General features: G+C 37.4%; 27 protein-coding genes and 1 pseudogene. 22 read left to right on the forward strand and 6 right to left on the reverse strand.

The annotated features are described in order from the left end of the window. Positions 1–233: 233 nt before the first annotated feature. Positions 234–770 carry a dihydrofolate reductase family protein gene (locus IPU53_RS23845; RefSeq protein ID WP_207453859.1) on the reverse strand — a complete coding sequence of 179 codons (537 nt, stop codon included), beginning with the start codon at positions 768–770 and terminating at the stop codon, positions 234–236. Between the two features lie 105 nt (positions 771–875). Between IPU53_RS23845 and IPU53_RS23850 the strand changes: the two genes are divergently transcribed. Then, the gene (locus IPU53_RS23850) at positions 876–1,838 is read left to right on the forward strand and encodes a helix-turn-helix transcriptional regulator (protein ID WP_207453860.1); all 963 of its coding nucleotides are present in this window, start codon (positions 876–878) and stop codon (positions 1,836–1,838) included. A 20-nt stretch (positions 1,839–1,858) separates the two neighbouring features. Here the strand turns inward: IPU53_RS23850 and IPU53_RS23855 are convergent, their stop codons facing one another. The 4 genes from IPU53_RS23855 to IPU53_RS23870 form a co-directional block, all read right to left on the reverse strand. Then, positions 1,859–2,602 (reverse strand): amidohydrolase family protein, encoded by a 744-nt coding sequence (locus IPU53_RS23855; RefSeq protein ID WP_207453862.1) that lies wholly within the window; start codon positions 2,600–2,602, stop codon positions 1,859–1,861. Positions 2,603–2,865: 263 nt separating this feature from the next. Further along, positions 2,866–4,278 (reverse strand): catalase, encoded by a 1,413-nt coding sequence (locus IPU53_RS23860; RefSeq protein ID WP_207453864.1) that lies wholly within the window; start codon positions 4,276–4,278, stop codon positions 2,866–2,868. Between the two features lie 133 nt (positions 4,279–4,411). Beyond that, the gene (locus IPU53_RS23865) at positions 4,412–4,951 is read right to left on the reverse strand and encodes a DinB family protein (RefSeq protein ID WP_207453867.1); all 540 of its coding nucleotides are present in this window, start codon (positions 4,949–4,951) and stop codon (positions 4,412–4,414) included. After that, on the reverse strand, positions 4,948–5,709 hold the full coding sequence (locus IPU53_RS23870; RefSeq protein WP_207453869.1) for a DUF2087 domain-containing protein: 762 nt from the start codon (positions 5,707–5,709) through the stop codon (positions 4,948–4,950). The genes IPU53_RS23865 and IPU53_RS23870 overlap by 4 nt, the downstream gene beginning before the upstream one ends. Positions 5,710–5,989: 280 nt before the next feature. Between IPU53_RS23870 and IPU53_RS23875 the strand changes: the two genes are divergently transcribed. From IPU53_RS23875 to IPU53_RS23920, 10 genes are all read left to right on the forward strand, one after another. After that, on the forward strand, positions 5,990–6,217 hold the full coding sequence (locus IPU53_RS23875; RefSeq protein WP_207453871.1) for a hypothetical protein: 228 nt from the start codon (positions 5,990–5,992) through the stop codon (positions 6,215–6,217). Positions 6,218–6,721: 504 nt separating this feature from the next. After that, the gene (locus tag IPU53_RS23880) at positions 6,722–7,195 is read left to right on the forward strand and encodes a GNAT family N-acetyltransferase (protein ID WP_207453872.1); all 474 of its coding nucleotides are present in this window, start codon (positions 6,722–6,724) and stop codon (positions 7,193–7,195) included. 130 nt (positions 7,196–7,325) lie between these two features. Continuing rightward, positions 7,326–8,126, forward strand: a complete 801-nt coding sequence (locus tag IPU53_RS23885) for a CPBP family intramembrane glutamic endopeptidase (protein WP_207453873.1) — start codon at positions 7,326–7,328, stop codon at positions 8,124–8,126. Between the two features lie 45 nt (positions 8,127–8,171). Further along, positions 8,172–8,750: a hypothetical protein gene (locus IPU53_RS23890; protein WP_242698541.1), complete on the forward strand. Its 579-nt coding sequence runs from the start codon at positions 8,172–8,174 to the stop codon at positions 8,748–8,750. A 259-nt stretch (positions 8,751–9,009) separates the two neighbouring features. Further along, a complete protein-coding gene (locus tag IPU53_RS23895; RefSeq protein ID WP_207453904.1) occupies positions 9,010–9,927 on the forward strand; it encodes an ABC transporter ATP-binding protein in 918 nt (305 codons plus the stop codon). Continuing rightward, positions 9,927–10,673 (forward strand): ABC transporter permease, encoded by a 747-nt coding sequence (locus tag IPU53_RS23900; RefSeq protein ID WP_207453877.1) that lies wholly within the window; start codon positions 9,927–9,929, stop codon positions 10,671–10,673. Before IPU53_RS23895 ends, IPU53_RS23900 begins: the two co-directional genes overlap by 1 nt. Positions 10,674–10,688: 15 nt before the next feature. Further along, a complete protein-coding gene (locus IPU53_RS23905; RefSeq protein ID WP_207453879.1) occupies positions 10,689–11,420 on the forward strand; it encodes an ABC transporter permease in 732 nt (243 codons plus the stop codon). 21 nt (positions 11,421–11,441) lie between these two features. Then, positions 11,442–11,786, forward strand: coding sequence for a YxeA family protein (locus IPU53_RS23910; protein ID WP_207453881.1), 345 nt, complete (start codon positions 11,442–11,444; stop codon positions 11,784–11,786). A 253-nt stretch (positions 11,787–12,039) separates the two neighbouring features. Beyond that, complete coding sequence (locus IPU53_RS23915; RefSeq protein ID WP_207453883.1) at positions 12,040–12,750, forward strand: response regulator transcription factor; 711 nt, start codon at positions 12,040–12,042, stop codon at positions 12,748–12,750. Positions 12,751–12,756: 6 nt separating this feature from the next. Continuing rightward, positions 12,757–14,157 carry a sensor histidine kinase gene (locus tag IPU53_RS23920; RefSeq protein WP_207453885.1) on the forward strand — a complete coding sequence of 467 codons (1,401 nt, stop codon included), beginning with the start codon at positions 12,757–12,759 and terminating at the stop codon, positions 14,155–14,157. A 71-nt stretch (positions 14,158–14,228) separates the two neighbouring features. Here the strand turns inward: IPU53_RS23920 and IPU53_RS23925 are convergent, their stop codons facing one another. Next, the gene (locus tag IPU53_RS23925) at positions 14,229–15,110 is read right to left on the reverse strand and encodes a LysR family transcriptional regulator (protein WP_207453887.1); all 882 of its coding nucleotides are present in this window, start codon (positions 15,108–15,110) and stop codon (positions 14,229–14,231) included. A gap of 114 nt (positions 15,111–15,224) precedes the next feature. Here IPU53_RS23925 and IPU53_RS23930 point away from each other — a divergent pair, with 114 nt between their 5' ends. The 11 genes and pseudogenes from IPU53_RS23930 to IPU53_RS23975 all read left to right on the forward strand — a co-directional run. After that, a complete protein-coding gene (locus tag IPU53_RS23930; RefSeq protein ID WP_207453889.1) occupies positions 15,225–16,325 on the forward strand; it encodes a citrate synthase/methylcitrate synthase in 1,101 nt (366 codons plus the stop codon). 347 nt (positions 16,326–16,672) lie between these two features. Further along, complete coding sequence (locus IPU53_RS23935) at positions 16,673–17,266, forward strand: TetR/AcrR family transcriptional regulator (protein WP_207453891.1); 594 nt, start codon at positions 16,673–16,675, stop codon at positions 17,264–17,266. Continuing rightward, the gene (locus IPU53_RS23940) at positions 17,263–17,661 is read left to right on the forward strand and encodes a hypothetical protein (protein WP_242698542.1); all 399 of its coding nucleotides are present in this window, start codon (positions 17,263–17,265) and stop codon (positions 17,659–17,661) included. The genes IPU53_RS23935 and IPU53_RS23940 overlap by 4 nt, the downstream gene beginning before the upstream one ends. A 167-nt stretch (positions 17,662–17,828) precedes the next feature. Beyond that, entirely contained in the window at positions 17,829–18,266 is a 438-nt protein-coding gene (locus IPU53_RS23945) for an NUDIX hydrolase (RefSeq protein WP_242698543.1), read from the forward strand. Between the two features lie 226 nt (positions 18,267–18,492). Continuing rightward, on the forward strand, positions 18,493–18,963 hold the full coding sequence (locus IPU53_RS23950) for a DUF6323 family protein (RefSeq protein ID WP_207453893.1): 471 nt from the start codon (positions 18,493–18,495) through the stop codon (positions 18,961–18,963). Next, positions 18,963–20,402, forward strand: a complete 1,440-nt coding sequence (locus tag IPU53_RS23955; RefSeq protein ID WP_207453895.1) for a DUF6179 domain-containing protein — start codon at positions 18,963–18,965, stop codon at positions 20,400–20,402. Before IPU53_RS23950 ends, IPU53_RS23955 begins: the two co-directional genes overlap by 1 nt. A gap of 92 nt (positions 20,403–20,494) precedes the next feature. Then, positions 20,495–21,050: pseudogene (locus IPU53_RS23960) on the forward strand (histidine phosphatase family protein). Positions 21,051–21,770: 720 nt separating this feature from the next. Continuing rightward, on the forward strand, positions 21,771–22,403 hold the full coding sequence (locus IPU53_RS23965) for a TetR/AcrR family transcriptional regulator (RefSeq protein ID WP_207453896.1): 633 nt from the start codon (positions 21,771–21,773) through the stop codon (positions 22,401–22,403). A gap of 10 nt (positions 22,404–22,413) precedes the next feature. Next, on the forward strand, positions 22,414–24,366 hold the full coding sequence (locus IPU53_RS23970; RefSeq protein WP_313886555.1) for an ABC transporter permease: 1,953 nt from the start codon (positions 22,414–22,416) through the stop codon (positions 24,364–24,366). After that, positions 24,324–24,734 carry an FtsX-like permease family protein gene (locus IPU53_RS25515; protein ID WP_313886556.1) on the forward strand — a complete coding sequence of 137 codons (411 nt, stop codon included), beginning with the start codon at positions 24,324–24,326 and terminating at the stop codon, positions 24,732–24,734. The genes IPU53_RS23970 and IPU53_RS25515 overlap by 43 nt, the downstream gene beginning before the upstream one ends. Positions 24,735–24,737: 3 nt before the next feature. Beyond that, a partial coding sequence (locus IPU53_RS23975) for an ATP-binding cassette domain-containing protein (RefSeq protein WP_207453900.1) occupies positions 24,738–24,945 on the forward strand: 208 nt, incomplete at its 3' end.

A 24,945-nucleotide genomic window follows, 5' to 3' on the forward strand; every position in this document is an offset into this window, starting at 1 on the left:
TGTGCCCGTTTTCGTGGAAAAGCGGAAAAAGGGTGACGGCGAGTAGTGTGGCTGTGCCCGTTTTCGTGGAAAAGTGAAAAAAAGGTAACGGCGAGCCGGTTGACCGTGCCCGTTTTCATGAAAAAAGCAAAAAAGGGGTAACAGCGCGCAGTTGTGCTGTCACCCTTTTTTGTAAGATAACCCTTGATCTTCAGAAATCAGTAGGAGTAAGAATTTCCACTTTATCAAGTGCTTTACTTTTTTACAGTATAATGCAATTCTACAAATTGGTTGAATTTCCTTGTCTTTTTTAATGACAATTCTAAGTGATAATCTCCGTTCTTAAACAAAGGAATCCCGCTTCCAATGAGCGTTGGTGCGACAGTTATGATGAACTCATCAACAGCATTCTCTTTTAGGAAGGAAGATAGTAATTCTCCTCCTCCAACCATCCAAATATTTTTCCCTGCCTGTTTTTTTAATTCATTTACAAAGTCTGGAATATTGGGGCTAATAAATTTCACCTGTTGCGTATTAGCAATTGAAGACCTGGTGAATACGTAACAATCTTTATCAGCATATGGCCAGCTATTGTCACCCTCATGTTCCATAATCCAGTCGTACGTTGTTTTACCCATTAAAATGGTATCAATCGTGTTTAAAAACTCAGAAATGCCATTATCTCCTTCTCCCTCGACTTTAAACAACCACTCAAGTGACTCCTCTTTTGTCGCAATATACCCGTCTAAACTTACTGCAATGAACAATACCACTTTCCGGCTATCTGTCATCAACCATTCTCCTTTCCGTTTCTATAGATAAAGTATAAACTATTTATATGACATCTCTTGTCATATAAAAGTAAATTTGTATTTTGAAAGGAAGGTTGCGAGATTATGCGGGCTGATCGATTACTCAACATAATGATATTGCTACAAAATAGAGGAAAAATGACAGCTAGAGAGTTGGCAACTGAACTTGAGGTTTCAGAAAGAACAATTCTAAGAGATATGGATGCTTTAAGTCATGCGGGGATACCGGTTATTTCGGATCGGGGGAAAGACGGAGGGTGGCTTCTGTTAGATAATTTTCGCACTCATTTAAGTGGATTGAACACTGGCGACATCAAATCGCTCTTTCTTTTCCCTTCGGGAGAATTGCTGAAAGACTTAGGATTTAATAACCAAACATTGGATACGAGACAAAAATTATTCGCCTCCATCCCAGAAACGTTTCAAGAAGAGGCACAAGTGAGTTGGGAAAGAATTCATATCGACTCAGGTACTTGGCGACAAACTAAGGAAAGCATTCATGCTCTTAAAACAGTCCAGCAGGCAGTTTGGGAAAGCAAAAAACTGACATTCGAGTATGAACAGGCGAATGGAGAACGAAAAGAACGGCTGGTTAAACCATTAGGATTGGTAGCGAAAGGAAATCGCTGGTATCTTGTAGCATCCAGAAATGGAGAGTTACGTAATTACAGGGTTTCACGTATACACACTGCAAAAATTGAAAATGAAACTTTTATAAGGCCAGCTAATTTTAATTTGGCGGCATACTGGGAACAATCCAAGATAGATTTTATAGAAAAATTACCCGAATTTGATGTGCAAGTAGAAATACATCAGTCCATTATTAAAAGAATTAATTTTACAGGTAAATTTGTTCAATGTATAAAAGCAGAAAATCCAAATAAAGATAATTGGGTACCCGCTACTTTAAGATTTAATGATAAGCAAGAGGCTATCGAATTCATATTAGGATTTGCTAATAAAATTAAGCTGATTTCGCCAAAGGAGCTTTCGAATGAAATTGTGTCGGCGGCTTTATCCATTATTAAATTTTATGAAAATAAATAGCAATTCTAATCGAAACTGAACTACTTAAAATACCATTTTAATGCATTCGTATATAAAATTTTATCAGTAGTTTTTTTATCAAATAGCTTCTGAATCACTTCAATGTCCGCATACTCAAAATGTCTTTTCGACCTTGTAGATGGCAAATCTGTTCCAAACATAAGAGCGTCTGGGGTAATATCAATAATTGATTTTAATGCATTCTCGATATTCAATTCCACACGACCAAAACCAGTGGCTTTAACTCGCACTCCTTTATCGACCAACTTTAATAAATGCGGTAAACCTTTTTCAGATAATCCTAAATGGTCAATTGATATTGCTGGTAACTTTTCAATCGTTGATGCAATTTCGGGTAATTCTTTTGCATCAATATAAAGCTCGCTATGCCATCCTACTAAATCATAAACTCTTCTAGCAAAGTAATCGAGCTTTGATAAATCTTCTGAACCCCCTCGTTTTATATTAAAACGTAATGCTTTTACCCCATTTTCGTTTAAATTTATAATCTCTTCGTCCGTTGCCGTGAAGGGTAATTGCGTCACGCCACAAAATGTTGGGCCCATTTGTTTAAGAGTCTTTAACAAATAATCCTGGTCAAATCCTTGGAAGGACCCAGATACAATCGCTCCACCTAATACATTCAAATCAGCAGTTTCTTGTTGATAATCTTTTACAACATAGCTAGGTGGCAAATAGCCCTGATTTTCGATAATTGGAAAATCAAAATCAATAATATGAAAATGTGCATCAAAAATTCCCATTTCCACTGCCCTTTCTTTTTCGTTAGTTTATCCTCTAATGCAAACGATCATAGTCTAATTATAAGGTTTATTTAGGGGGAATGATATGGATAACACACTGGCAGAGAGCAAGAAGAGGGCTGACAAACGAAAAAGTGCCGGGTAAATTAAGTGAAACCTTTCAGGATTGACTGGATGACATGATCCTTGTGCCTCAAGAGCAAATAACCTGGGAGAAAGGCAAAGTGCCCTTTGCTTTCTCCCAGGTTATTTGCTTCGATCATCTACTCTCGTAAGCCGTCCGATACACGTTCGCCGAGCTCACGGGAAGCAAGGGTAAAATACTCGATCGCCTTGTCCTGTAAATCCCGACGTATTCCTGTCAATGCGGTGACAAGATTCGAGACAAGATGAGACTTCCCTGTTTGCGATAATGATCGATAGAAATCTCCTGCTTGTGAAAAATCATCTTGCTTTTCTATATCTGAACGCACGAGTTTCCCTTCTGCAAATCTACCTTCCCCACTTGTCTGCAAATCGTCTGGTCGCCAATGCTCTTGTGTATTCACCGGCACCTTACGGAATTGTGGACCGATACGATAACGCTGAGAATCCCAATATATATTCGCCCGTCCTTGTATGATCTTATCATCGGACAATTCTGCTCCATCCAATAAGTTTGAAGGTGAGAATGAAATCTTCTCTACTTGCTCCATGTAGTTTTCAGGGTTGCGATTGAGCGCCATCTTCCCGACAGGATGGAAAGGGTACATCTCTTCATCCCACACTTTGGTGTCATCAAGGGGATCGAATGGCAGCTTTTCTGCATCCTTTGGATCCATAATTTGTACGTACAGCCCGTATTCTACTGTTTCCCCATTGGCGATCGTTTTGAAAAGATCTTCTCCAGCATAATCGGGGCTGATTGCTGCAAGCTTCTCTGCCTCCTCACTTGTAGTATATTCCACCCCATCAAATGGAACCCAAAGGTATTTAATGTAATGGCGTTTCCCAGCTGAATTTCGCCATACGTACGTACTGACACTGTGGCCAGGAATGTGCCGCAGGCTTTTGACCGTACCGTGATCGGAAAAGAGTCGGAGGAAAAAATGGGTGGATTCTGGGGTAGTGGCGACAAATTTCCAAAGTCGTTCCGGATCCATCAAGTTATTCCTTGGTGAGGGCGCCATTGCTTCAACACTTTCTGAAAAACGCCTTGGATCGCGCAACGAAAAGATGGGGATATGGTTGCAAATAAGGTCGAAGATACCCGCGTCTGTATAGAACTTTGTTGAAAATCCCCGTACATTGCGCAATGTATCCGGGGTGCCTTTATTGCTCGCCCCGAGCGAAAAACGGACAGCGACAGGGACTGTTGTACCAGGCTGCTGAAGAAAGGGAAGCTTGGTATATTTGCTCATACTTTTCAATGTCTCGAAATAGCCAAAAGCACCATAACCTTTCACATGTAGAGGGCGTTCCACGATTTTCTCGTGAACCAGTGTTTCCAGTGATTCATGCAGAATATTATCTTGCTCAAGTATGGGGCCGTTCTTGCCAACTGTTTGTGAATATAATGATTCTGGATTGGCCGATTGCTTATGTCGCTGACGAGCAGGCTTGTTTCCTGTTGCTGCCGCTGTATCTCGAACAGGAATACGTCTTCCTTGTTGAGGATTATTTTTGTTATCGCTCATTATTTCCTCCTTATGAAAAAATGCTCTATATTATATGTTATGAATGATGCTTGTTTCAATATGCGTTATTTGAGCGCCCTACCCGATAAGTCTTGCTGACGACCAGTAGGGGATAGAGAACCCCCATTGATGGTTAGAAAGACTTATTTTTTATAGAAGCGTATTCAAAACGAACATAACCAATCTCACCAGTGTTTTTCATTAATTCAAGATTTAACCACGAAGCCAATTGATGGAGTTCTACTTCGTTGTTGAATGGGAATTTACTGTAGGCTGTGCTATAGAGATCTTCTTCTTTTAAGTTGTCCAAGATATTTTCCCATTTTTCCATAAGCAAATGGATGGCATTTTTTACTGACTCAACATGTTCGTTAACCTTGATTTCCTCTTTTGTTAGTGTTCCTTCACCGAATGAGTGATCCAATACCATTTCCCACCAGAAAGTGATATGCCATAATGTCCAGGCGATACTAGGCGTTCCAATATGATAAGCTTCAGAATCAGGCAAATCGGCATGCCACTTTCCAGCTTTTTCTTGAATATAGAGTCCAGCGTTTGGTGAACACCATCTATATTCTTCTTGTTCCAGAGTAGCAAGATGATATTCCAGCAGTTGTTTAGAGATACTAAATTGAAATTTGATGTTATTAAGTAGGGCATTATTTTCGCTCATACCCAATACTCCGTCCCATCCTTACTGCGTTTCATAAATCCGTACTCAATTAAATATCTTCTAATAGTAGCAAAATCACTGTAAATCGGTTTTAGTATGTGATTTATTTCTTTTTCCGTATAGACCTTATTTACTTCAAAATGCATCATTATGTTTTGCAGGACAATCAATTTTCTTTTTTCCTTACTTGGAAATGTATCTAACGGCCCTTCTAATCCTTCTTTGAAATAAGTTGATAAAATTTTCTCTTTCTCTGCCTCTGTTATTGCATAACGATCGTCCACCATTTTTGCCCCCTTATGAAAGTGAATAAACTTATGATCTTTTTCCTGATGTGATTCTTTATTTAATAGATTCATTAATGTAAGAAATACTTTTGCACGTTTTTCTTTTTCCTTTAAATTAAATCGATGGCTCCGGATAGTAGAAGGGCTCCCGCCATTTTGTTCTTTTACAATTTCTTTATCACTTAATCCTTGATGAAAAAGTGTAAGTAAATTTTTTTGATGGTCTGTCAACCCGGTGTATTTCTTATCAAGATGAATGAAATGATTAAACAAAGAACCATGAATCTGTTCTACATGCTGGATGACAGCTTTTTTTGCTTCGTATAATGTTCCGTCCACCGGATAGATGATTCCGTCCTCAAAATGTTCGTTGCATAGCAGACATACATAGCTGTCGTTATTTTTATCAAAAGCATAGCCAGTTGAAAGTTCTTCGACTGTAGCATCCCAAAAGTAATTTTCATAGGACATTTATTGGACAACCTCCAATTTCATTTTATTAATTATAAACATAATATAATAACGTCTAATATTATTCAATGATATTCTGCTGCGAGTATAGTCTTTACTTCAATTTATATGAAGGGATGGTGGAAAAGTATGGACAGCGAACATTGTGAAGTTGAAAATACTTCTTAAGGATAAAGCATGAAAGTATTGAGGGAGCCAAATCAGATGTGTACTTACACCGAAAAGCTCGTGTGTTATAATGAACACGATATTTTTGAGCGCACCAGGAGGAAGTTGAAATATGCGAGCAATACCAGTTACTTTTAAAAATATCCTCGTTATCTTGATATTCATTGCCATGACGTATGGATTCACCTGGCTTTATATCAATTTCAACGAAACTATTAAAGATAAACCAGCTGAAGAGACCGTTGAACTAAAATATAGCAAAAAAGGACTGTATCTATATCCTCGTTTTGAAATACTTGTTCCAAATTCAGAACGGCCAAGCTCGGTTACCAAAGAATAATTTGAATCATTCATGTAGGGGATAAGATTTCTGGGTATATGAAGAACGAAGAGACTTTCGTCACAGAAAAGGACATACAATTTGAAAAATTATTAGGCATACCTATTCTTGCTGTTTTATACTTAGCTACACTTTCCTTGGGCATCGGCCTGTTGAAAAACGTAACCCGGATTAAAAAATGGACAAATATTTTACAAAGGATCGTAAAAGTAAGTATCTCTATTCTACTTCGGTTTTATCTTGAGTGAAAACACTTTTGGCTCAGCCTCTAGATGTGTTGTATCGATACATTCTACATAAAAGAAGTTGTTCGCTTGGATCTCTCTTAAAGATTGAAAAGCATGTAAGAAATTTGTAAGGAATAAGAAAGAAAAATGAGAGAGCTGTTCCTTATGATGAACGTAGGGGCATTTGCTCCTTTGACATCTGTGACGTTCCAAAAAAATGTTGGGAAAATCAACATGAAGATTACATATTCACACTTTATTTCGGGAGGGATTTTAAATGAGGATTCGTTTAGTGAAAAGTTCAGATTATCATGCTATTTCACCATTAATTAACAAGTGGTGGGGAGGCAGGCAAATGGCTGATATGTTGCCCAAGCTATTTTTTAATCATTTCAATCGGACTAGTTATATAGCTGAGAACGATGGTGAGATTGTTGGTTTTTTGATAGGCTTTCTATCTCAATCCTATTCTGATGAAGCTTATATTCACTTTGTCGGAGTTCATCCTAACTATCGAAACAATAATATTGGAAAGAAACTATATCATGAATTTTTTAAGGTAGTGAAAGAGAATGATAGACACAGTGTCCGTTGTGTAACATCCCCTGTCAATAAAGTCTCAATTGCTTATCACCTCAAGATGGGATTTGAAATTGAAAAAGGAAATAAAGAAGTGGAAGGAGTTTCTGTTTTTGCAGATTATGACGGCCCCAATCAAGATAGAGTGCTATTTGTTAAGAAATTAGACTAAATGAAACAAAAAAGTTTTAAAGAATGATCAAGTAGCATTAGGGGCGATCTAATTAAATTTAACTTTTTGAAAAATCTGTATTTTAAGAGCTATAATAGCCATTTTGTGGAAAAAGGGCAGGGGAAAATGAATGAGCAATAAAATAAAAAGATCAAAAATGATTATCATCGTAATAGTCTATTACATTGTCACTTTATTTGCTGCAGGACTTTTTGGTCTTATACAACCTAGTACAACCATCCCAACCGAGGTCATTCAGCTGACGCAGTTTGGTCCAACGCTCGGTGTTGTGATTGTTATGCTGCTGTTTAGAGGGGATTCCTTTCAAATTACATTCGGATTTCGTTTTAATTCAAATAATCTCCGTCGTCTGCTGATTGTTTTTGCATCAATAGTATTCGTGTTTGCAATAGCGGTCGGCTGGTATCGAATATGGGGCGTTTCCGTGGGTTTTGTTCATCCTGCTGATTTGTCGAATCCATTTTGGTTGATCATCATTGCACAATTTATCGGGGCTGCGGGTGAAGAGTTTGGCTGGCGCTGCTTTCTTCAACCTTTCCTACATACCCGTTTAAGACTGCTTAATGCCTCGATGCTTGTCGGTTTGTTATGGGGGATTTGGCATGTTGGTATTTTTTCTGAAGGTTTCATGTTTGCAGGTTTATTTATTTTATCGACTGTTTCCATGTCAGTATTTCTCGGTGAGGTGTTAAATAGAGCAAAAGGGAATCATCTTATATTAGCGGTTTCTTTTCATACATTGATAAATCTGGGAATGTTATTACTATTTGATGAAGAAAATGGAAGTTTGTTTGCAATGTCAGCTCTTGCGGGAGCTGTAACGCTTTTAGCTTTATGTTCCCTGGTCTTCAGGTGGAATAAATTTTCACGACAAGGTAGGCCAGATGATTTGGTGATCCCAAGTAAATAAAGAAATAACTAAAATATGATTTGATATGTGAGAAGGGTGAATAGCATGACAAGAGAACGAAAAAAGTATGATAAATCTCTTGCTGTAATTTTTGCAGGTCTTACTTTATTACTTCTTGTGTTAGCATTTACGAATAAAAACTTTTTCGAGTGGGCTTATGAGCGGCATCAGAACCAATTAAGCTGGTATTTAAGGCCCTTGTTCTTTCTACCATTTTGCTACTTTGCATACAAAAGAAGTTGGGCGGGCCTTTTAGGAACTCTATTCTTGTTATTAACAAGTATGTTCTGGTTCCCGAAGCCTGATTCGATAAGTGAACAGGCAAAGCGATTTTTAGAAATGGAAAAGGAATATTTAAGTGGTGATTGGGGATTTGCCAAAGTCCTCATGTCATCACTTGTACCTATATCACTTACTGCTTTAGCAGCAGCATTTTGGAAACGAAGTCTATGGTTTGGATTATCTGTTATTGTTTTCATTGCTATAGCAAAGATGATTTGGAGTGTGATGTTTGGTGGAGAAGCCGGGAAATCGATTTTTGTCCCTGCAATCCTTGGACTCGTGATTTGTATCATCTTAATTTATATGGGATTTAGGAAAATTGAAAAAAAGAAAAAGGAGTAACGTCAGTGTTCCATTTGGGCCCATCAGTCCAAAAATGGAACCTTTTTTTTATTATCTATAAAAATTGACTGTTTAAGATGAGGCTGATTGGCTAATTTCGATTAATAAAACACTAAAAATACACTTTCGCTTATCCCAGGTAAAATGAATGGCTCCTATTATTCATTTCTTAAGGTAATCTTCAGGTAGCTTTCAGGAGGGTGCAAGGTTCCCTTTTTATACTTATGTTAATCATAATTATATGGAGGAAAATGACATGATGAATAAGCCAATTATAGTAAAGACAAAAAATTTAACCAAAATGCATGGCACTGTTAAAAGTGTAAATAAGGTTGATCTTTATGTACCAGAAGGCGAAATTTATGGTTTTTTAGGGCCAAATGGTGCAGGTAAAACAACAACGATAAAAATGTTATTAGGTCTAATTAAGCCATCAGAAGGAGACATTCAGGTATTTGGAAAAAATCTTCGTAAATCTCGGTCAGCAATTTTACAAAATACGGGTTCATTAGTTGAATCCCCCTCTTATTATGGACATTTAACGGGATTAGAGAACATGCTCGTTATAAAACGGCTTAGAAATGTTCCTATGAAGAATGTGGATGAAGCCCTTCGGATTGTCAGGCTAGACAAGCAAAAGGATAAGAAAGTAAACCAATACTCTTTAGGTATGAAACAGCGGTTAGGAATGGCGATGTCATTGCTCTCCTTTCCAAAATTATTAATTTTGGATGAGCCAACAAATGGTCTTGATCCAGCAGGTATCGGTGAGATGCGTGAGCTTATCAAATCATTACCATCTCGCTATGGAATAACGGTTTTGCTATCCAGTCATCTACTTTCAGAAATAGAGCTAATGGCGACATCTGTCGGGATTATAAATGAAGGGAATTTGCTTTATCAAGGAAGTATGGATGACTTGAGGAAAAAAAGCCGTAGCACCATCCGTTTAAAAACGGAGGACAATATAGGTGCACAGCAATTGCTTGAAAGTCATGGCTGCCAATTGTCTCAAGAAGCCTCAAGAATAACGTTTGAGAATAATGGAGATCAAGAAGTGGCCAAGATTAATAAATTATTGATAGACAACGATATTATGGTAACGCGTATTGGAGAGAAGAAACTGAGTCTAGAGGATATATTCCTAGAATTAACTGGGAAGGAGAAGAGTCTATAATGCTACAATTAGAATTTTTTAAGATACGTCGGAAAAAAATCTGGCTAATGATGATCCTTTTTCTGATGGTAGAGATGGCTTGGGTATTTATGTCTGTCACACGTTCCATCGCTAGTAATCCAGAAGATGCAAGCTGGGAATCTATTATATATGTTGTATCAAGTATGAATGGCCTTTTTCTCCCCATTCTTTCTGCGATTGTTGTATCTCGTATCTGTGATATGGAACATAAAGGGAATACTTGGAAAATGCTTGCAACTACAAATATAAAGCGAAGTACATTATTTTCTGCCAAGTATATTTGTGCAAATAGTCTATTACTGTTTGTTCTTATCGTCCAGACGATGTTCATTTTTCTTTTTGGAAATCTAAATAACTTTTCAGGAAGCTTTCCACTTCATTTACTTATTCCATTTTTAGCTGGGGCATTTATAACGACAATGGTTATTACAGCTATCCAACAATGGATTTCTCTAGCTATTAAGAATCAGGCCTTCGCTCTTTGCTTAGGTATGGTAGGTGGGTTTATCGGTATGACGGCTGCTATGTTTCCTTCTTCCATCAGACACTTTTTCATCTGGGCCTATTATTTAGATTTAAATCCTGTTTCCTATTCGTATAGTGAATCACTGGGAGCAGGTTATGCTCAGGAAAGTCTAAATATTCCCTTAATCGTCTCTGCTTTAGCTATGCTAGTTATTTTTTATCTTTTGGGCAGAAGCCATTTAAACAGACTTGAAATTTAAAGAGGAGGAGCAATAATGATACAGAGTTTATCTGCTGAATGGCTAAAATTAAAAAACTCTAAGATTATTTTAGTTATAGCGATCTTACCTATCTTAAGTCTAATGATTGGGAGTGCAAATTTTTATATGAATCAAGAGGTGTTGGAAGGTGGCTGGCATAGCCTTTGGAGTCAGGTTGGTCTTTTCTATGGGGAGTTTTTCCTGCCAATTCTGATTGCGATCTGCTGTGCTTATATCTGTCGTTTGGAACACACGAATCAAAATTGGAACATGGTGATGTCAGTCCCTGTCTCTATTGCCAGTATATACGTTACAAAGTTTGTGATCGTGAGCATGTTAATCTTATTTGCTCAACTTGTCTTTGTCGGATTATATTGGATCGCAGGAACTATACTATCCCTGCAAGGTTCGTTACCTATAGAAATAATTGCGTGGACATTAAGAGGCTGGTTTGCTTCGTTATCTATTATCGCTTTTCAATTGGGGCTTTCGCTTCGATTCCGTAGTTTTGCTACCCCGATAGGAATCAGCCTGTGTGCCGTCTTTTTTGGTTTATTGATGTATGTCTCACATATAGGTGTGCTTTTTCCATTTTCTTTGCTAACGATTGGCTTAAGTGTACTTAGTCAAGATAGTTTGGCAGGGATGCAAAATATCTTGTTTTGGGGAATGACTAGTTTATTTATTTTACTATTTTCCATGATATCGATCCACCAATTGAAAACAAAAGATATTGTTTCATCCTAATTTATCCGAGGAGGTTCTTATATGAAAATTAATTTATGGAAATGCCTATTATTGATTGTTGGTTTACTAATATTTGTAGGAGGATGCTCAGCTGATAAGCTTTCACCAGATAACCCTAAAGGGAAAAAGATCTATTATACAGTCATTAATGGGGAAGGAACGGAAGGAGATAGTGGTCGGTATAATTATGAAGTGCTGGCATATGACGAAGACGCAAAGGAAAAAGAGATAGAGTTTTCTGCAAGCTATCAACTTAGAGAGGGTGCCTATATACAGCTTTATCGTACAAAACTTCGAGGCGTGACCTATTGGGAAGAAGTAAGCTTGGAAGAATTACCTGACGCAGTGCAACCATACTTGGAATAAAGTGAAACTTCAATCAGTGGGGGTTTTCTTTCATCCCCCACTGATTGGTAGTTGAACAGATCGGGCTTTTACTGGCTGTTGATCCCCCACTTACAATTCTAGGTTTTCCACGAATTCTTGAAGTGGGGGTTTTACAGCCAGTTAATGCGGGATAAAAAAGTGATGTATCTCCTTCTAGCATATATATATATGAATTCTGAGTTCAGGTTATGTTATGTTCTAAATATAATTTAAAAACGGAGGGGGGTCGCCTATGAGTAATTTAAAAGATAAGAAAATATTACTTGTTGAAGATGAAGAGGAAATAAGAGTAATGATTGAGGCGATATTGCGAAAGCATGGATTCTCATTCGTATATCCAGCTGAAGATTATAAAACAGCAATCGAAACATTACATTCTGTTCAACCAGATATCGCGATATTGGATGTGATGTTACCTGACGAAGATGGCTTCACTTTGTTATCGTCTATAAGGAAATTTAGTGATTTACCGGTGATATTTCTAACTGCTCGTGATGAGGGAGAAGATCGAATCCTTGGCCTAGGTTTGGGAGCAGATGACTATATCGTGAAGCCTTTTCTTCCGCGAGAGCTTGTTTTACGCCTTTCTGCAGTTTTAAAACGGGTGTATGCTCCTCAAGAAACAAAACTGATTTCCAAATTTCAATTAGGAGAAGTAACGATTGATTTGGAAAGTGCTGTTGTACAAAGGGATGATGGAACATTACAGTTAACAGCGAAAGAACATGCTATATTAATAAAGCTTTATGAAAATAAAGGCAGAATTGTAACCATTGATTCTTTGTGCCAATTTCTATGGGGCGATGATAATTTTGGTTATGAGAACACATTGATGGTTCATATAAGAAGAGTTAGAGAAAAAATTGAAGCAGATCCTTCAAAGCCTAAATTTTTATTAACCGTAAGAGGACTCGGATACAAATTGATCGCAGAAGAGGAATGATTTTACATGGCTGGTGTAATTCGAATAATCCGTCGTTATTTAATGATCACTGTATTCATTGCTTTTCTGCTCATTATCGTCAATTTTATCCTTCTTTTCACCTTGATATTTAGTGATGAACTTAGTAATACCCCTTCGCCAAAAAAGATAATGGAAGGTTTAACAGAGGATTTAGTAATACAAAATGGTGAATATGCCTTACGAAAACATGGTCAGATGTTTCTTGAGAATAATAATGCATGGGCGATGTTAGTAAATCATGATGGAAAAGTAATATGGGAGTTTGATCTACCAGAGGACGTTCCGCGTTCTTATAGCCTTGTGGATATCGCAAAATTTTCAAGGTATTATTTAAATGATTATCCAGTATATACTTGGGAGCAACAAGATGGATTATTAGTAGTTGGCTATCCGAAAGCTAGCTTATGGAAATACCAAATTCAATTTTGGTCAGAAGGGGCACGCTCTACTCCAGTAAGAATCGTCATTTTACTTGCTATTAATATTGCAATGGCTATCCTTATTTCTTTTATTTTAAGTACAAGGGTCATTAAAGGCATTCGTCCATTAATTAGCGGCATTCATGATTTAAGCAGAGAGAAAAAAGTGAATTTAAGCACGAATGGGATATTTAGAGATGTAGCAACAAGCATTAACACTACTTCTTCCAAGATTCAAGAAAATAAGCAAGCATTAGAAGAAAGGGATGAAGCAAGGGCTAACTGGATTGCTGGTATTTCTCATGATATTAGAACTCCATTATCGATTATCCTCGGTTATGCAAGTGAAATGGAAGATAATCAGCAAATGCCAGCAGAACAAAAGGAACAGGCTTCCATCATTAGACGTCGTACTGAAAAAATCCGAGAACTTGTAAATGATCTAAACTTAATTTCCATGCTAGAGTATGAAATGCAGCCGCTAGATTTAAAAGAATTGCGACCTTCTGTGATCATTCGAAAGGTAGCAGCGGAATTTTTGAACGGAGGTCTGGAAGAGAAATATACGGTTGAACTGCAAATTTCCAATGAGGAGGGACTTATTACAGGGGACGAGAAATTACTATCGCGTGCACTCACTAATCTGATACAAAATAGTGTTACCCACAATCCTCAAGGATGCAATATCGTTCTAGAAACGAAACGATCAGAAGACCATTCAATGTATTGCATCATTGTTCGAGATGATGGGATAGGGATACCCGAAGAAGTTATTTCTCAGATCACCTTCTTACCTTATGCTTCAAAAAGAGCAGACGGAGTCAAGCAGAGGCATGGTTTGGGATTGCCGATGGTCTCCAGAATTATGAAAGCACATAAAGGAGAATTTAGTATTGAAAGGAATTCCTCCCAAAAAGGTGTGGAAATGATAATGAAAATTCCTTTATCTCGCATTAATGGGCAGTGATACTTCCACCTCAAGGGCGGAGGTGGGGGGATACACTGCCCTATTATTTAAATTTTACTGTTCTGAATAGATCAATATGAAAAATATTCTCTGAGAAAAGCTTGAAACAATCTATTTTCTTCTGTATCCTCACGAATAATCATATAAGTAGATGCCTTTGGAAGCTGCAATCCAGGTGTTTTTACCTCTAGCAACCGCCCTTCCATTAGCTCTCGATGCAGTGATATTTTTGGAAGAAAAGAAAAGCCCAACCCCTCCTCAATAAATCTTTTCGTAATATGTACCTGTGTCACAACCATTGTACGTATCTTGTGATGCTTTGCGTGAATCGCACTTAATAGGTCGTCCCAGTATTCTGGATGATTATAAGTGAACAATGTTTGATTTTCAAATAGATCATGAATGTCGATTGGCGGGCTGCTTTCTAAATCGCCTCCATCATGTGGACATACACAGATTACATCATCTTCTTTTATTTTCTGCACATATAATGAGCTTTGCACGGGCTTCATCTGAAGCAGCCCAAGATCTGCTTCTCCCTTTTCAACCATTTCGCTAATTTCCTTTGATTCTTTTACTTGCACGATTACCTCAACCTCCATATGTTGTTCCATGAATTGTCTAATAAAATACGGGAGAATTGAGGCGGCTAACAATGGAGAAACAGCAATGGACAATTTTCTTTTATAGCCTTGTTCCCAAGCTAATAAGTCGTGTGTGCCACGATCATAGGAGGACAATATTAGTCGAGCATGGGGCAAGAATCGATGTCCAGCTTCTGTAAGAACTATATTACGTCCAGCTCGCCTAAAAAATTGTGTGCCTACATCTCTTTCAAGTTGTTTAATATGTGCTGTTACGGTTGGTTGTGCCATATACAGCTTTTCTGCAGTTTTTCTGAAATTTTCATTTTCAGCTGCTGTAATAAAGGTACGTAGCCAATTAATATCCATATTACCATCCCTTGATTGATTATGATTATTAATCATTTGATGAATAAATAACTAATATTCATTATTATATATCTCGTTTATGATATAAACAAACAGTAAAAGTGGAGGGGTTTTATGGATTTTTGGCCTGGACTTGAAGGTGTCACAGCAGTGCGAACCAAATTGAGTTCTGTAGATGGAGAGAATGGTCGCTTGATTTTTTGTGGATATCATGCAGACGAATTAGCTCGTAAACATACATTTGAAGAAATTGTCTATTTGCTTTGGTATGGAAGGTTACCCGGACAAAGTGAATTAGAAAGCTTGAAAAAACAACTTCAAAAAGCAAGAGAGTTACCTGTGCACATTATTCATATTATCGATGAACTACCAGAGAATATGGAGATGATGGCTGTTTTAAGAACATGCATATCTTCATTAAAAGCGAAACCGGAATGGCCGCCAACATTAGAAGAGGCAATCAGCATAACGGCTGTGATACCAACTATACTTGCTTATCGCTATAGATCTTTACACCATTTAGAATTTGTTCCTCCGAATCATCGTTTGGATCATGTTGCCAATTACCTGTATATGCTTACCGGTAAAAAGCCGAAAGCTGCACATATAAGGGTTATGAATGCTTATTTTGTACTTACAGCAGAACATGGCATGAATGCCGCGACTTTCACATCAAGGGTGATTGCTTCTACTGAATCTGATTTGTTCTCTGCAGCTTCCGGGGCCATTGGTGCAATGAAGGGACCGTTACATGGCGGTGCACCAACTGGTGTTATGGCGATGCTAAACAGCATAGGGACAATAGAAAATGCTGAAAGTTGGCTGAGGGAAAAACTAGACAAAAAAGAAAAGCTGATGGGATTCGGACATCGTGTTTATAAAACCAATGATCCCCGAGCCGAGGCGTTAAGAGATGTAACTGAAAGTTTATCGGGTGATGATGATTGGTTTGTACTGGCAAGGCATGTTGAAGATACAGCTCTTCGTCTGCTTGAAGAATATAAACCTGGACGAAGACTTTATACAAATGTCGAGTTTTATGCAGCCGCTGTATTCAAAGCAATCGATCTGCCTGAAATACTATACACACCAACATTTACTGCAAGCAGAGTAGCCGGTTGGAGTGCACATGTTCTTGAACAAGCAGAAAACAATCGGATTTTTAGGCCTCTTTCTGAATATACTGGACCAGAATATTTGATTAAAAAGGATTAAATCTTTATTTCCTTTTATCCCGGTCCAACCGTCCGTAAGCCCCCTGCTTCAAGGACTAGGAGATTTCAAAGAAGTCTAGTCTAAGTGGGGAATAACGGATGTACTGCCTTGAGAAGCCTCGCTAAGCATCAGTGGAGTTCATTATAATACTCTTTTTTTTAGAAATTCTATACATATATTTGCTAATTCAGTAGGAGTCTCTTTTGCTCCATTTTCTATCCAAGTGTAAAGAAAGGATGCTAATCTTAATGACTAATTTTATATAACAGTCGTTAAGATTGTTAAACTATTGCTTTTGTGTTACCTTTAAATGACTAAAAAAAAAAATAGTCATTAAAGGAGAAACTATGCCGAAGAAATTCAGTGATTTAGACAAAGAAAAGATTAGAAAAACTATACTGGATGAGTACAAAAAATACTTAATTAATGATGGAGAAGCTTCTAAAATTAGCGTTGACAGCTTAGTGAAAAAAGCTAATATTGCGAAGGGCACGTTTTACTTTTTCTTCGATAATAAGGAGCAATTATTTCTTGAAGTAGTGCTGGAAATTCTCATAGTAATAGAAAAACAAATTGAGCAAATTAAACGATCGAGCTCTAGTAGTTCTGTTTTTCTTTTTGATGTTTTGCTTTATTTGAGGAGTATGGCAAAAGAATACCCATGGATTACTGAAATTACAGGAAACGAGTTTAGTTCCATGCTAAACAAGCTGTCGGCTGAAGGGAAAAATCAAATTTCTTCTCAGAAAAAACTGATATGGGAAAAAGTTTATAACTCGATTGCAGATGATTTAGTCATTAGTAAATCTGTTTTTCAAGGATTAGTTTCGATATTATTGCTTTCCATTGCTGATGGCGATGAAATTATTAGCTTTGACGAAGCATTTAGAGAATTGGCTTCGATGATTACCAGTAGAAGTATTGGAAAGGAAACATTATGAATAAACTACTGCGCATTATGTTTATCATTTTAATTGTTGCTATGACAGGTGCTGCAATCATGCAGTTGTTTTTTCCAGAAATAATGGGTGCCAATTCAGAATATGGGATCGCAACGGGATGGCAGAGAGAAATTGGATTTTGGAACCTAGCAATCTTGCCCATTTTAATTGGAGTAAATTTGAAATACGACTATTACTTTTTACAGATTGTCGTAATATCTCTGATTGTTGGAGGATTAGGATTTGGAACTAATCATCTTCTAGGATTTATTGAGGATGGAAGTAAAACTATCAGTTTGATTGGAGCGGTTGAAAATTATCTATTGGTTTTGTTTTGGGTACTAGGTTTAAGGATAGAGAGTTTAAAAAACAGGTCAGGTAAGCAGGATCATTAATAGGTCTTATTTGGATTGCAGGGGGTAGGTGCTCTTATTCTGAAAAGAAGATAAGAGCATTTTAATAAAAAATCATATGGCATTTATTCTGATTGTTAGACACTGAGACTTCCGATGGGATATCGCATATTCTAAGGAGAGGTGTAATAATGGAGTACTATTAATACTTGAGACAGTATGTAGGACATAGACCCATTATTTTGCCTGGTTCTGTTGTGATCATTTTGAATGAAAAAAATGAAATTTTACTGCAAAAACGACGACTCGATGGATATTGGGGATTGCCAGGTGGTTTAATGGATTTAGGAGAAAGTTTTGAGGAAGTAGCAAAAAGAGAGGTGTATGAAGAAACAGGATTAGTCGTGCAAAACTTACAGTTACTAAATGTGTTTTCTGGTTCTGAACATTACTTCAAAGTTGAAAATGGCGACGAATTGTATGCGGTAACTGCTGTTTATTATACAAGAGATGTTAGTGGAGATTTGGCAGTTGATTATAGTGAGTCAGAAAAAATGCAGTATTTTTCAATAAATAATTTGCCGGCTGGATTAACTGATGAGTATAGAGGATTTATTGAGCAGTATATAGAAAGTACCGGGTGTTAAATCCAGACCATTTATATACAATGTAGAATAAGAAAAGCACAGAAATTAATCTGCGCTTTTTTATTTTTGACTATTCCGAATTTTTAAGATGAGAAATATTATTGACAATTAATGAAGAAAGACTTAAAATATACACCCCTACAAAAAAAGTATACATAATTTTATTATAACACTTTTACAATAAAAAGTCAATGGTTTTTTAAAAAATTTTTAGGAGGAACTGTATATGTTTTCGCCCAAAATGTTACATGTGCTAAATTCTTCGATGCTGGATAAATATACGGATGAAATCGTAAAGGTGAATCAAAAAACAAAAGAATTTGGGCTTGAGTTAACCCGTGATGAAATAAAAAATATCATAGTTGCTAGAAATCAAGTTCTTCATAGCTATGGTCGAGTGGAGTTAAGTGTTGATGTAACCAAAGAGTTAGCGGAGGTTTTTTGTTCCTCTCCTTATGTTGATAATAAGAACTATGTATTCACTTTATATGAGCTGCAAGAGACCTTTTATTACTTAAAAAATGAGACGGAAGATAAGATTGGCGACTCTCCATTGATTGCCGTGATGAAGAATTACTTTGACGATGTTTGCAACGGCTCTTTGGAACTTTTAAAGAGCAAGCTTGAAGAATTTGCGGAAAGATTTAGGAATGAAGCTTCATTCAGGAAGTCTTTTCTTGAAAGGGATGAACGCTAGTGGAATCAGAAAAACGATACGATGATCACTCTATAGTGACACAAGGAAAGTTAAATCAAGCTCGTCTATTACAAAACCAGTATACACTGTCCATTTTAAATGAAGGATTACGAGTAGGTTTGCTGAATAATGAGGATGTATACGGAACACAAAGGCAATTGATGTCTATATTAGAGAAGTTAATTAGAAGGTATACCCAAGGAGAAAGCTCTTCCGTAACATCTGAAACAGCTGACAGTATATTATCTTCAGTTCTATATGCTGTAGATGCGTATCTGCTCCATTTTAGCGATCCAGAAAAAGCAATCGACGTCTTAAAAAACGGTAATGTGAAAAATGGATATGACCAAGGAATAGACTTGATCCGCCACTGTTTCGAGGAAACAAAACAGCTCTATAAAGAGATCTACAATCATAAATTGGATGTTGCCGTAGAAGCTTATAATCTAACGATTGATGAATCAATCCCTGTGTTTCTAAAGAAATATGGTATCATTTTCGATGCACATAATACGATGGCAAGCATTGATTATCCGCTAGCGATTGATGATCTGAGTATTCAGGGTGTTTATTATCTTAGGCAATATTTAACTCATTTAAAAATGGAAACCCAGTTTTGTCTCTTGTATAACAAAGATGATATTCAATCGGTTTTGGTTAATTACGGGAGAATATGTGGGTTCGACTATCGAATAGAACTATTCAATATATTTGAGCTAGTTTTAAATAATGCGATCTTTTCCGTTTTATCTGGAGGACACCCGAGTCAAATTAAAGTTACAAGCAATCAATTTAAACAATTAGAAGATTTATTTGAGAGATTAGATGATCAGCAGGTTCAGCCCATTATTTTAAAAGCCGTGGAGCAATTGCAACATCATTTCAATCTTAATGATCCACAGATGACTGATTATTTGAACCAGTGTGGAATGAATCTTGTAAACAGGGTTAAAAATGTTGTAGAACATAACCGCCTTGAAACAGTGGTAATTGTGGAAAGGGAATTGAAATCGAAGCCGATAGTAACGGCATTCAAAGCAGCCGACAGAATGAGTGATACTCACTTTCGGTTAATCATCGAAAAAGTTATGAATAGTGAAAAGATAGCGGATAAGGTGGATGTAATTCGGACAAATTTCCACTCGCTTCATGATTATATCGATATGCTGAATACCGACTGTTTAATGAACGATGAATATGAAGCACTGTTTAAGACCTTTGGTGATGTAGAACTAGCTATTTTGATAAAAATGGTGTTCTATGAAGAATTACGGAATGATTCAGCGGATTTATCCTCTCTCTATGGCAAGGAAAAGGAACATGAAAATGAATGGCAGGCCCATTTTATTGAATTTATTCAAAGCATCGATATGAATAGAAAGGGGGCCATTGAGAAATACGTTAGTGATATTGATTATGAAGAAATTAGTTTTTACTAATAGACTTGAAAATCAATTATACTAGAGATAATTTATTTGGTAGTCTAGATAGATATTAGGGGGGATTTATGAACGCGAACACATACATTTACATGGTTAGACATGGGAAGTCACCTAAAATAACAGGGAACGAAAGAACACGCGGACTAACAGAGAAAGGGGCACTTGACGCCTTTAAGGTAACTGAATTATTAAAGGATGAAGGTGTTGCACGTTTATTTCAAGCCCATACAGTAGAGCCATTTTAACGGTAGAGAATTTGGCTAATGTATGTGGTGAAAAAGTACAAATACGCGAAAATCTTAAAGAGAGCATATTTTCAACAGAAGATAGGATCATTCCAGATAAGGAACTATATCCCCTTGTTAAAAGGATGTTTGCGGACACAAATTTCTCATTGCCTGGAGGAGAATCCGTCAAAAATTGTCAAGAACGTTCAGTAGCGGAATTACAAAAGATATTAAGCAGTTTTAATGGTCATAAAATTGTCATCGGAACGCATGGGCTAGTCATGGCATTAATGATGAATTTTTTCGATAAGAAGTACGGATATGACTTTTTACTGAGCACCTCCAAGCCAGATATATATATAGGCTAGAATTTAAGGATGATGTATTAATTGATGTAAAACGATTATGGAAAGGTTGATGGTATTCGATCTTCAAAATTAGTATCCCTACGCACCAAATTTCGGCGAATTCCTTTGAAATTAGGTGCATAGAGCGTTCTACGCGCTTTTTTTGTAGATTCTTGTTGAATTTCGGTGCATAGAGCGTTCTACGCACCATTTTTCAATGTTTCTCGTTGAAATTCGGTGTATAGATCGTTCTACGCGCCATTTTTCGAAGATTCTCGTTGAAATTCGGCGCATAGAGCATTCTACGCGCCATTTTCCGATGGTTCCCCACGATTTTCGGTACATAGCGCCTTCCTATGTCCTCTTTGGATTGAACTTTCACTTTATCCCGTATTAACGGGAAGTAATACCCCCACCCTCAAGGCATTAGAGAATACGGAGAAGCATAGGTGGGGGATACACTGCCCGTAAAAGCCCGATTGGTTCAGGCCAACAAGATGTGGGTCACAAAGGCGCGCGACGTACAGGCCGTACTAGTGCGGGCGAAACGACAAGATGTCGTACTTTGAGCCTGCCGGCAGGATGTCGTAATTTTAGCCTTTGATCCTCTGAAATCAGTGGGGGATGAAAGAAAACCCCCACTGATTGAAGTTCCACTTTATAGTAAAAAATAAGCCCAGAGTCTAATAGACATTTAAAAATTTTCCATTATAATTTGATTATAACATTAAACCGACAGACAGACGGTCAAAGAGGACTGAACAATCCAAACAACCCAAGGAGTGAAATCGATGAGAGTAGTTAAAGAAGCAGAGGAAAGAAGAAATGAAATTTTAGATGTGGCGGAAGCTTTATTTAATGAGCAGGGCTATGACGGAACAAGCACGAATGACATCTTGAAAAAGGTTGGGATTGCCAGGGGCACGCTGTATTACCACTTTAAGAGCAAGGAAGCGATTATGGATGGAATTATCGATCGTTATAATAAAAAAGTAATCGAGGGGGCACAAGCCATTGCAGGGAATAAGGAGATCCCTGTGATTGAGCGATTACTGATGGCCATTACTTCATTAAATGTGAGTGGAGCTGTCTCGGAAGAATTGATGACACATATTCATAAGCCGCAAAACGCGCTTATGCATCAGAAGATTCAGAAGGTGTTATTTACAGAAATCACACCAATTTTTACAAGCATTATCGAGGATGGAATAGAAGAGAATATATTTCAGACAGCCTATCCCTATGAAAGTGTGGAGATGCTGTTGGTGTATGCCACTACGATCTTTGACGACGGGATGATTGAATTAACGAAAGAGGAACAATTGCAAAGGATGACAGCTTTTGCCTTTAACGCAGAAAGAATGTTTGGAACAGAGCAAGGGATGATTAGCGAGCAGTTGATGAAAATTTTAAGAAAAGAATAGAGGCAAGGATATGTATCATCGAATCATACGTAATGACCTGTTGAGGAATAAGCTAATTAGCATCACGACGATGTTATTCATTACTGCTGCAACAGCACTTGTAAGCTTAGTGGCTATACTAACTGTTAACCTTTCTGGCTCTATCACTACATTAATGAAGCAGGCCCAGGTACCAGACTTCTTGCAAATGCATGCTGGGAATATTGATAAGGAACGATTGGATCGTTTTGCTATAGGACATGAGAATGTAAAAGCCTATCAGGTTTTAAATTTCTTAAACATTCCCAGTTCAAAGATTCAATTAGGTGAAAATAATTTAACCGACAATATTCAGGACAACGGCTTTTCTACACAAAGTCCGTCATTCGATTATCTGTTAAATCTGGATGGCCAGCCGATCCAGCCAGCTAAAGGAGAACTATATGTGCCGATTGGTTATATGAAGGATGGGTTAGGTAAAATTGGTGACGAGGCAATCATTGCCGAGAAAAAGTTTAAGATTACTGGTTTCCTCAGAGATGGGCAAATGAATTCACCCTTAGCTTCCTCAAAACGTTTTTTAATTCATGAACAGGATTATCAGGAATTGGAATCAGAAGGCACATTGGAATATTTAATTGAATTTCAGTTGAATGATCCAAACAAAAACAATGAATTTGTAACGGCGTATGCGGATGCAGGGTTAGAAGCCAATGGTCCAACCTTAACGGGCGATTTGTTTAAAGTAATCAATGGTTTATCGGATGGCATTATGATTGCCATGATTCTACTAGTCGGCTTTCTCATTGTGATGATAGCCTTTATGTGCATTCGTTTTACGCTATTAACAAAAATAGAGGAGGATTATCGCGAGATTGGAACGATGAAGGCAATTGGTTTACGGCTTTCTGATATCAAGAAGATCTATCTGGCCAAATATGCATCGATTGCTTTTGTGGGGTGTTTGCTTGGATTATTCATATCCTTTGCTTTTAGTGATCCTTTACTGGAGAATATTCGCCTTTATATGGGAGAAAGTCAGTATAGTAACTTGAGTATTTTACTAGCTATCTTTGGGAGTATCATCGTTTTTCTGTTAGTTATTTGCTATGTACATTTCTTATTAAGACGTTTTAAAAAAATCTCTGCGTCTGCGGCAATCCGTACTGGCAGTCCAGAGGACAAAACCGCCCGTAAAAACTATCTTTTGCTCAGCAAAAATACGTTACTACCAACCAATATATTTTTAGGCATAAAGGATGTACTATCCCGGAAAAAGCTGTACACCACGATGTTGATTGTCCTGCTGCTTTCTTGCTTTATTATGATGGTTCCTTGGAATACGTATCATACTGTATCGTCCCCAACCTTCACGAAATACTTGGGTTTTGGAGAAATGGATCTGCTGGTCAGTATGTATCCATCAGATGAACCAGTGGAGAAGGAGCAGCAAATCATAGACTATTTTAATGAGGATGATGCTATTGATCAGTATGTTCAAATTACCTCAAAATCTTTTAAAGTAAGGAAAGAGGACGGTTCAGAAGAAAAAATAGTCATTGAGCTTGGAGACCATTCTGCATTTCCCATCGAATACAGTGCAGGAAAGGCATCAGAGCAGCCGACTGAAATTGCTTTATCCTCCATGAATGCGGCTGAGCTTGAAAAACAAGTTGGTGATACGATTGAAATCATTACAGCTAGCGGAGACGAGAGCTTTGTTGTATCTGGAATTTACTCCAATATTTTTAATGGGGGAAAAACAGCCAAAGCAATCTTCACGGATGAAACGGCTCCAATGATGTGGCTAAACTATTATATTAAGCTTAACGACGCCAGTCAGATAGCTGCTAAAACTGCAGAAATGTCGCAGGCTTTGCCTTTTGCAAAAGTAACGGATGCCCATACCATAATCATAAACAGCAAGTATTCGGTTCCACTATGGCTTCCATCAAGACAGCAGCATATGTTGCTTTGCTTGTAGCTTTATTTATTACAGGATTAGTTAGTCTCTTGTTTATGAAATTATTAGTGGCTAAAGATCGTTCTGCCATTGCGATGTTAAAAGCGATCGGATTTACCAATCAAGACTTGTCCAGGCAATATGTGACACGCGGAATTTTCATTTTGATCATTGGCGTTGCTGGCGGAAGTATATTGGCCAATACTTTTGGAGAATCAATCGCAGGAATGGCGATCTCTTCCTTTGGTGTAGATACGTTTACCTTTGTTAGTCACCCACTCATCTACTTGGGTTGTCCATTATTAATGTTATTCATCACTTTACTAGCAACAAAACTTGGAACAAATCAAGCCGGGAGCATAGCAATTGCAGAAAATGTAAAGGAGTAAACCATGAAAAAAATAATTGATGGGCAGCATATTCATAAATCCTTTGCTGGTGTGAAGGAAAAGGTCAAGGTCTTACAAGATGTATCTATAACCATTTATGAAGGTGAGTTTATCTCTGTTATGGGTCCTTCTGGTTCTGGAAAATCAACCTTGCTTTATGCCTTAAGTGGCATGGATACGATTGACAGTGGAGATGTACTATTCATTGATC

This window comes from Bacillus sp. SD088, assembly GCF_017355205.1.
Classification (GTDB): Bacteria; Bacillota; Bacilli; order Bacillales; family Bacillaceae_C; genus Lederbergia.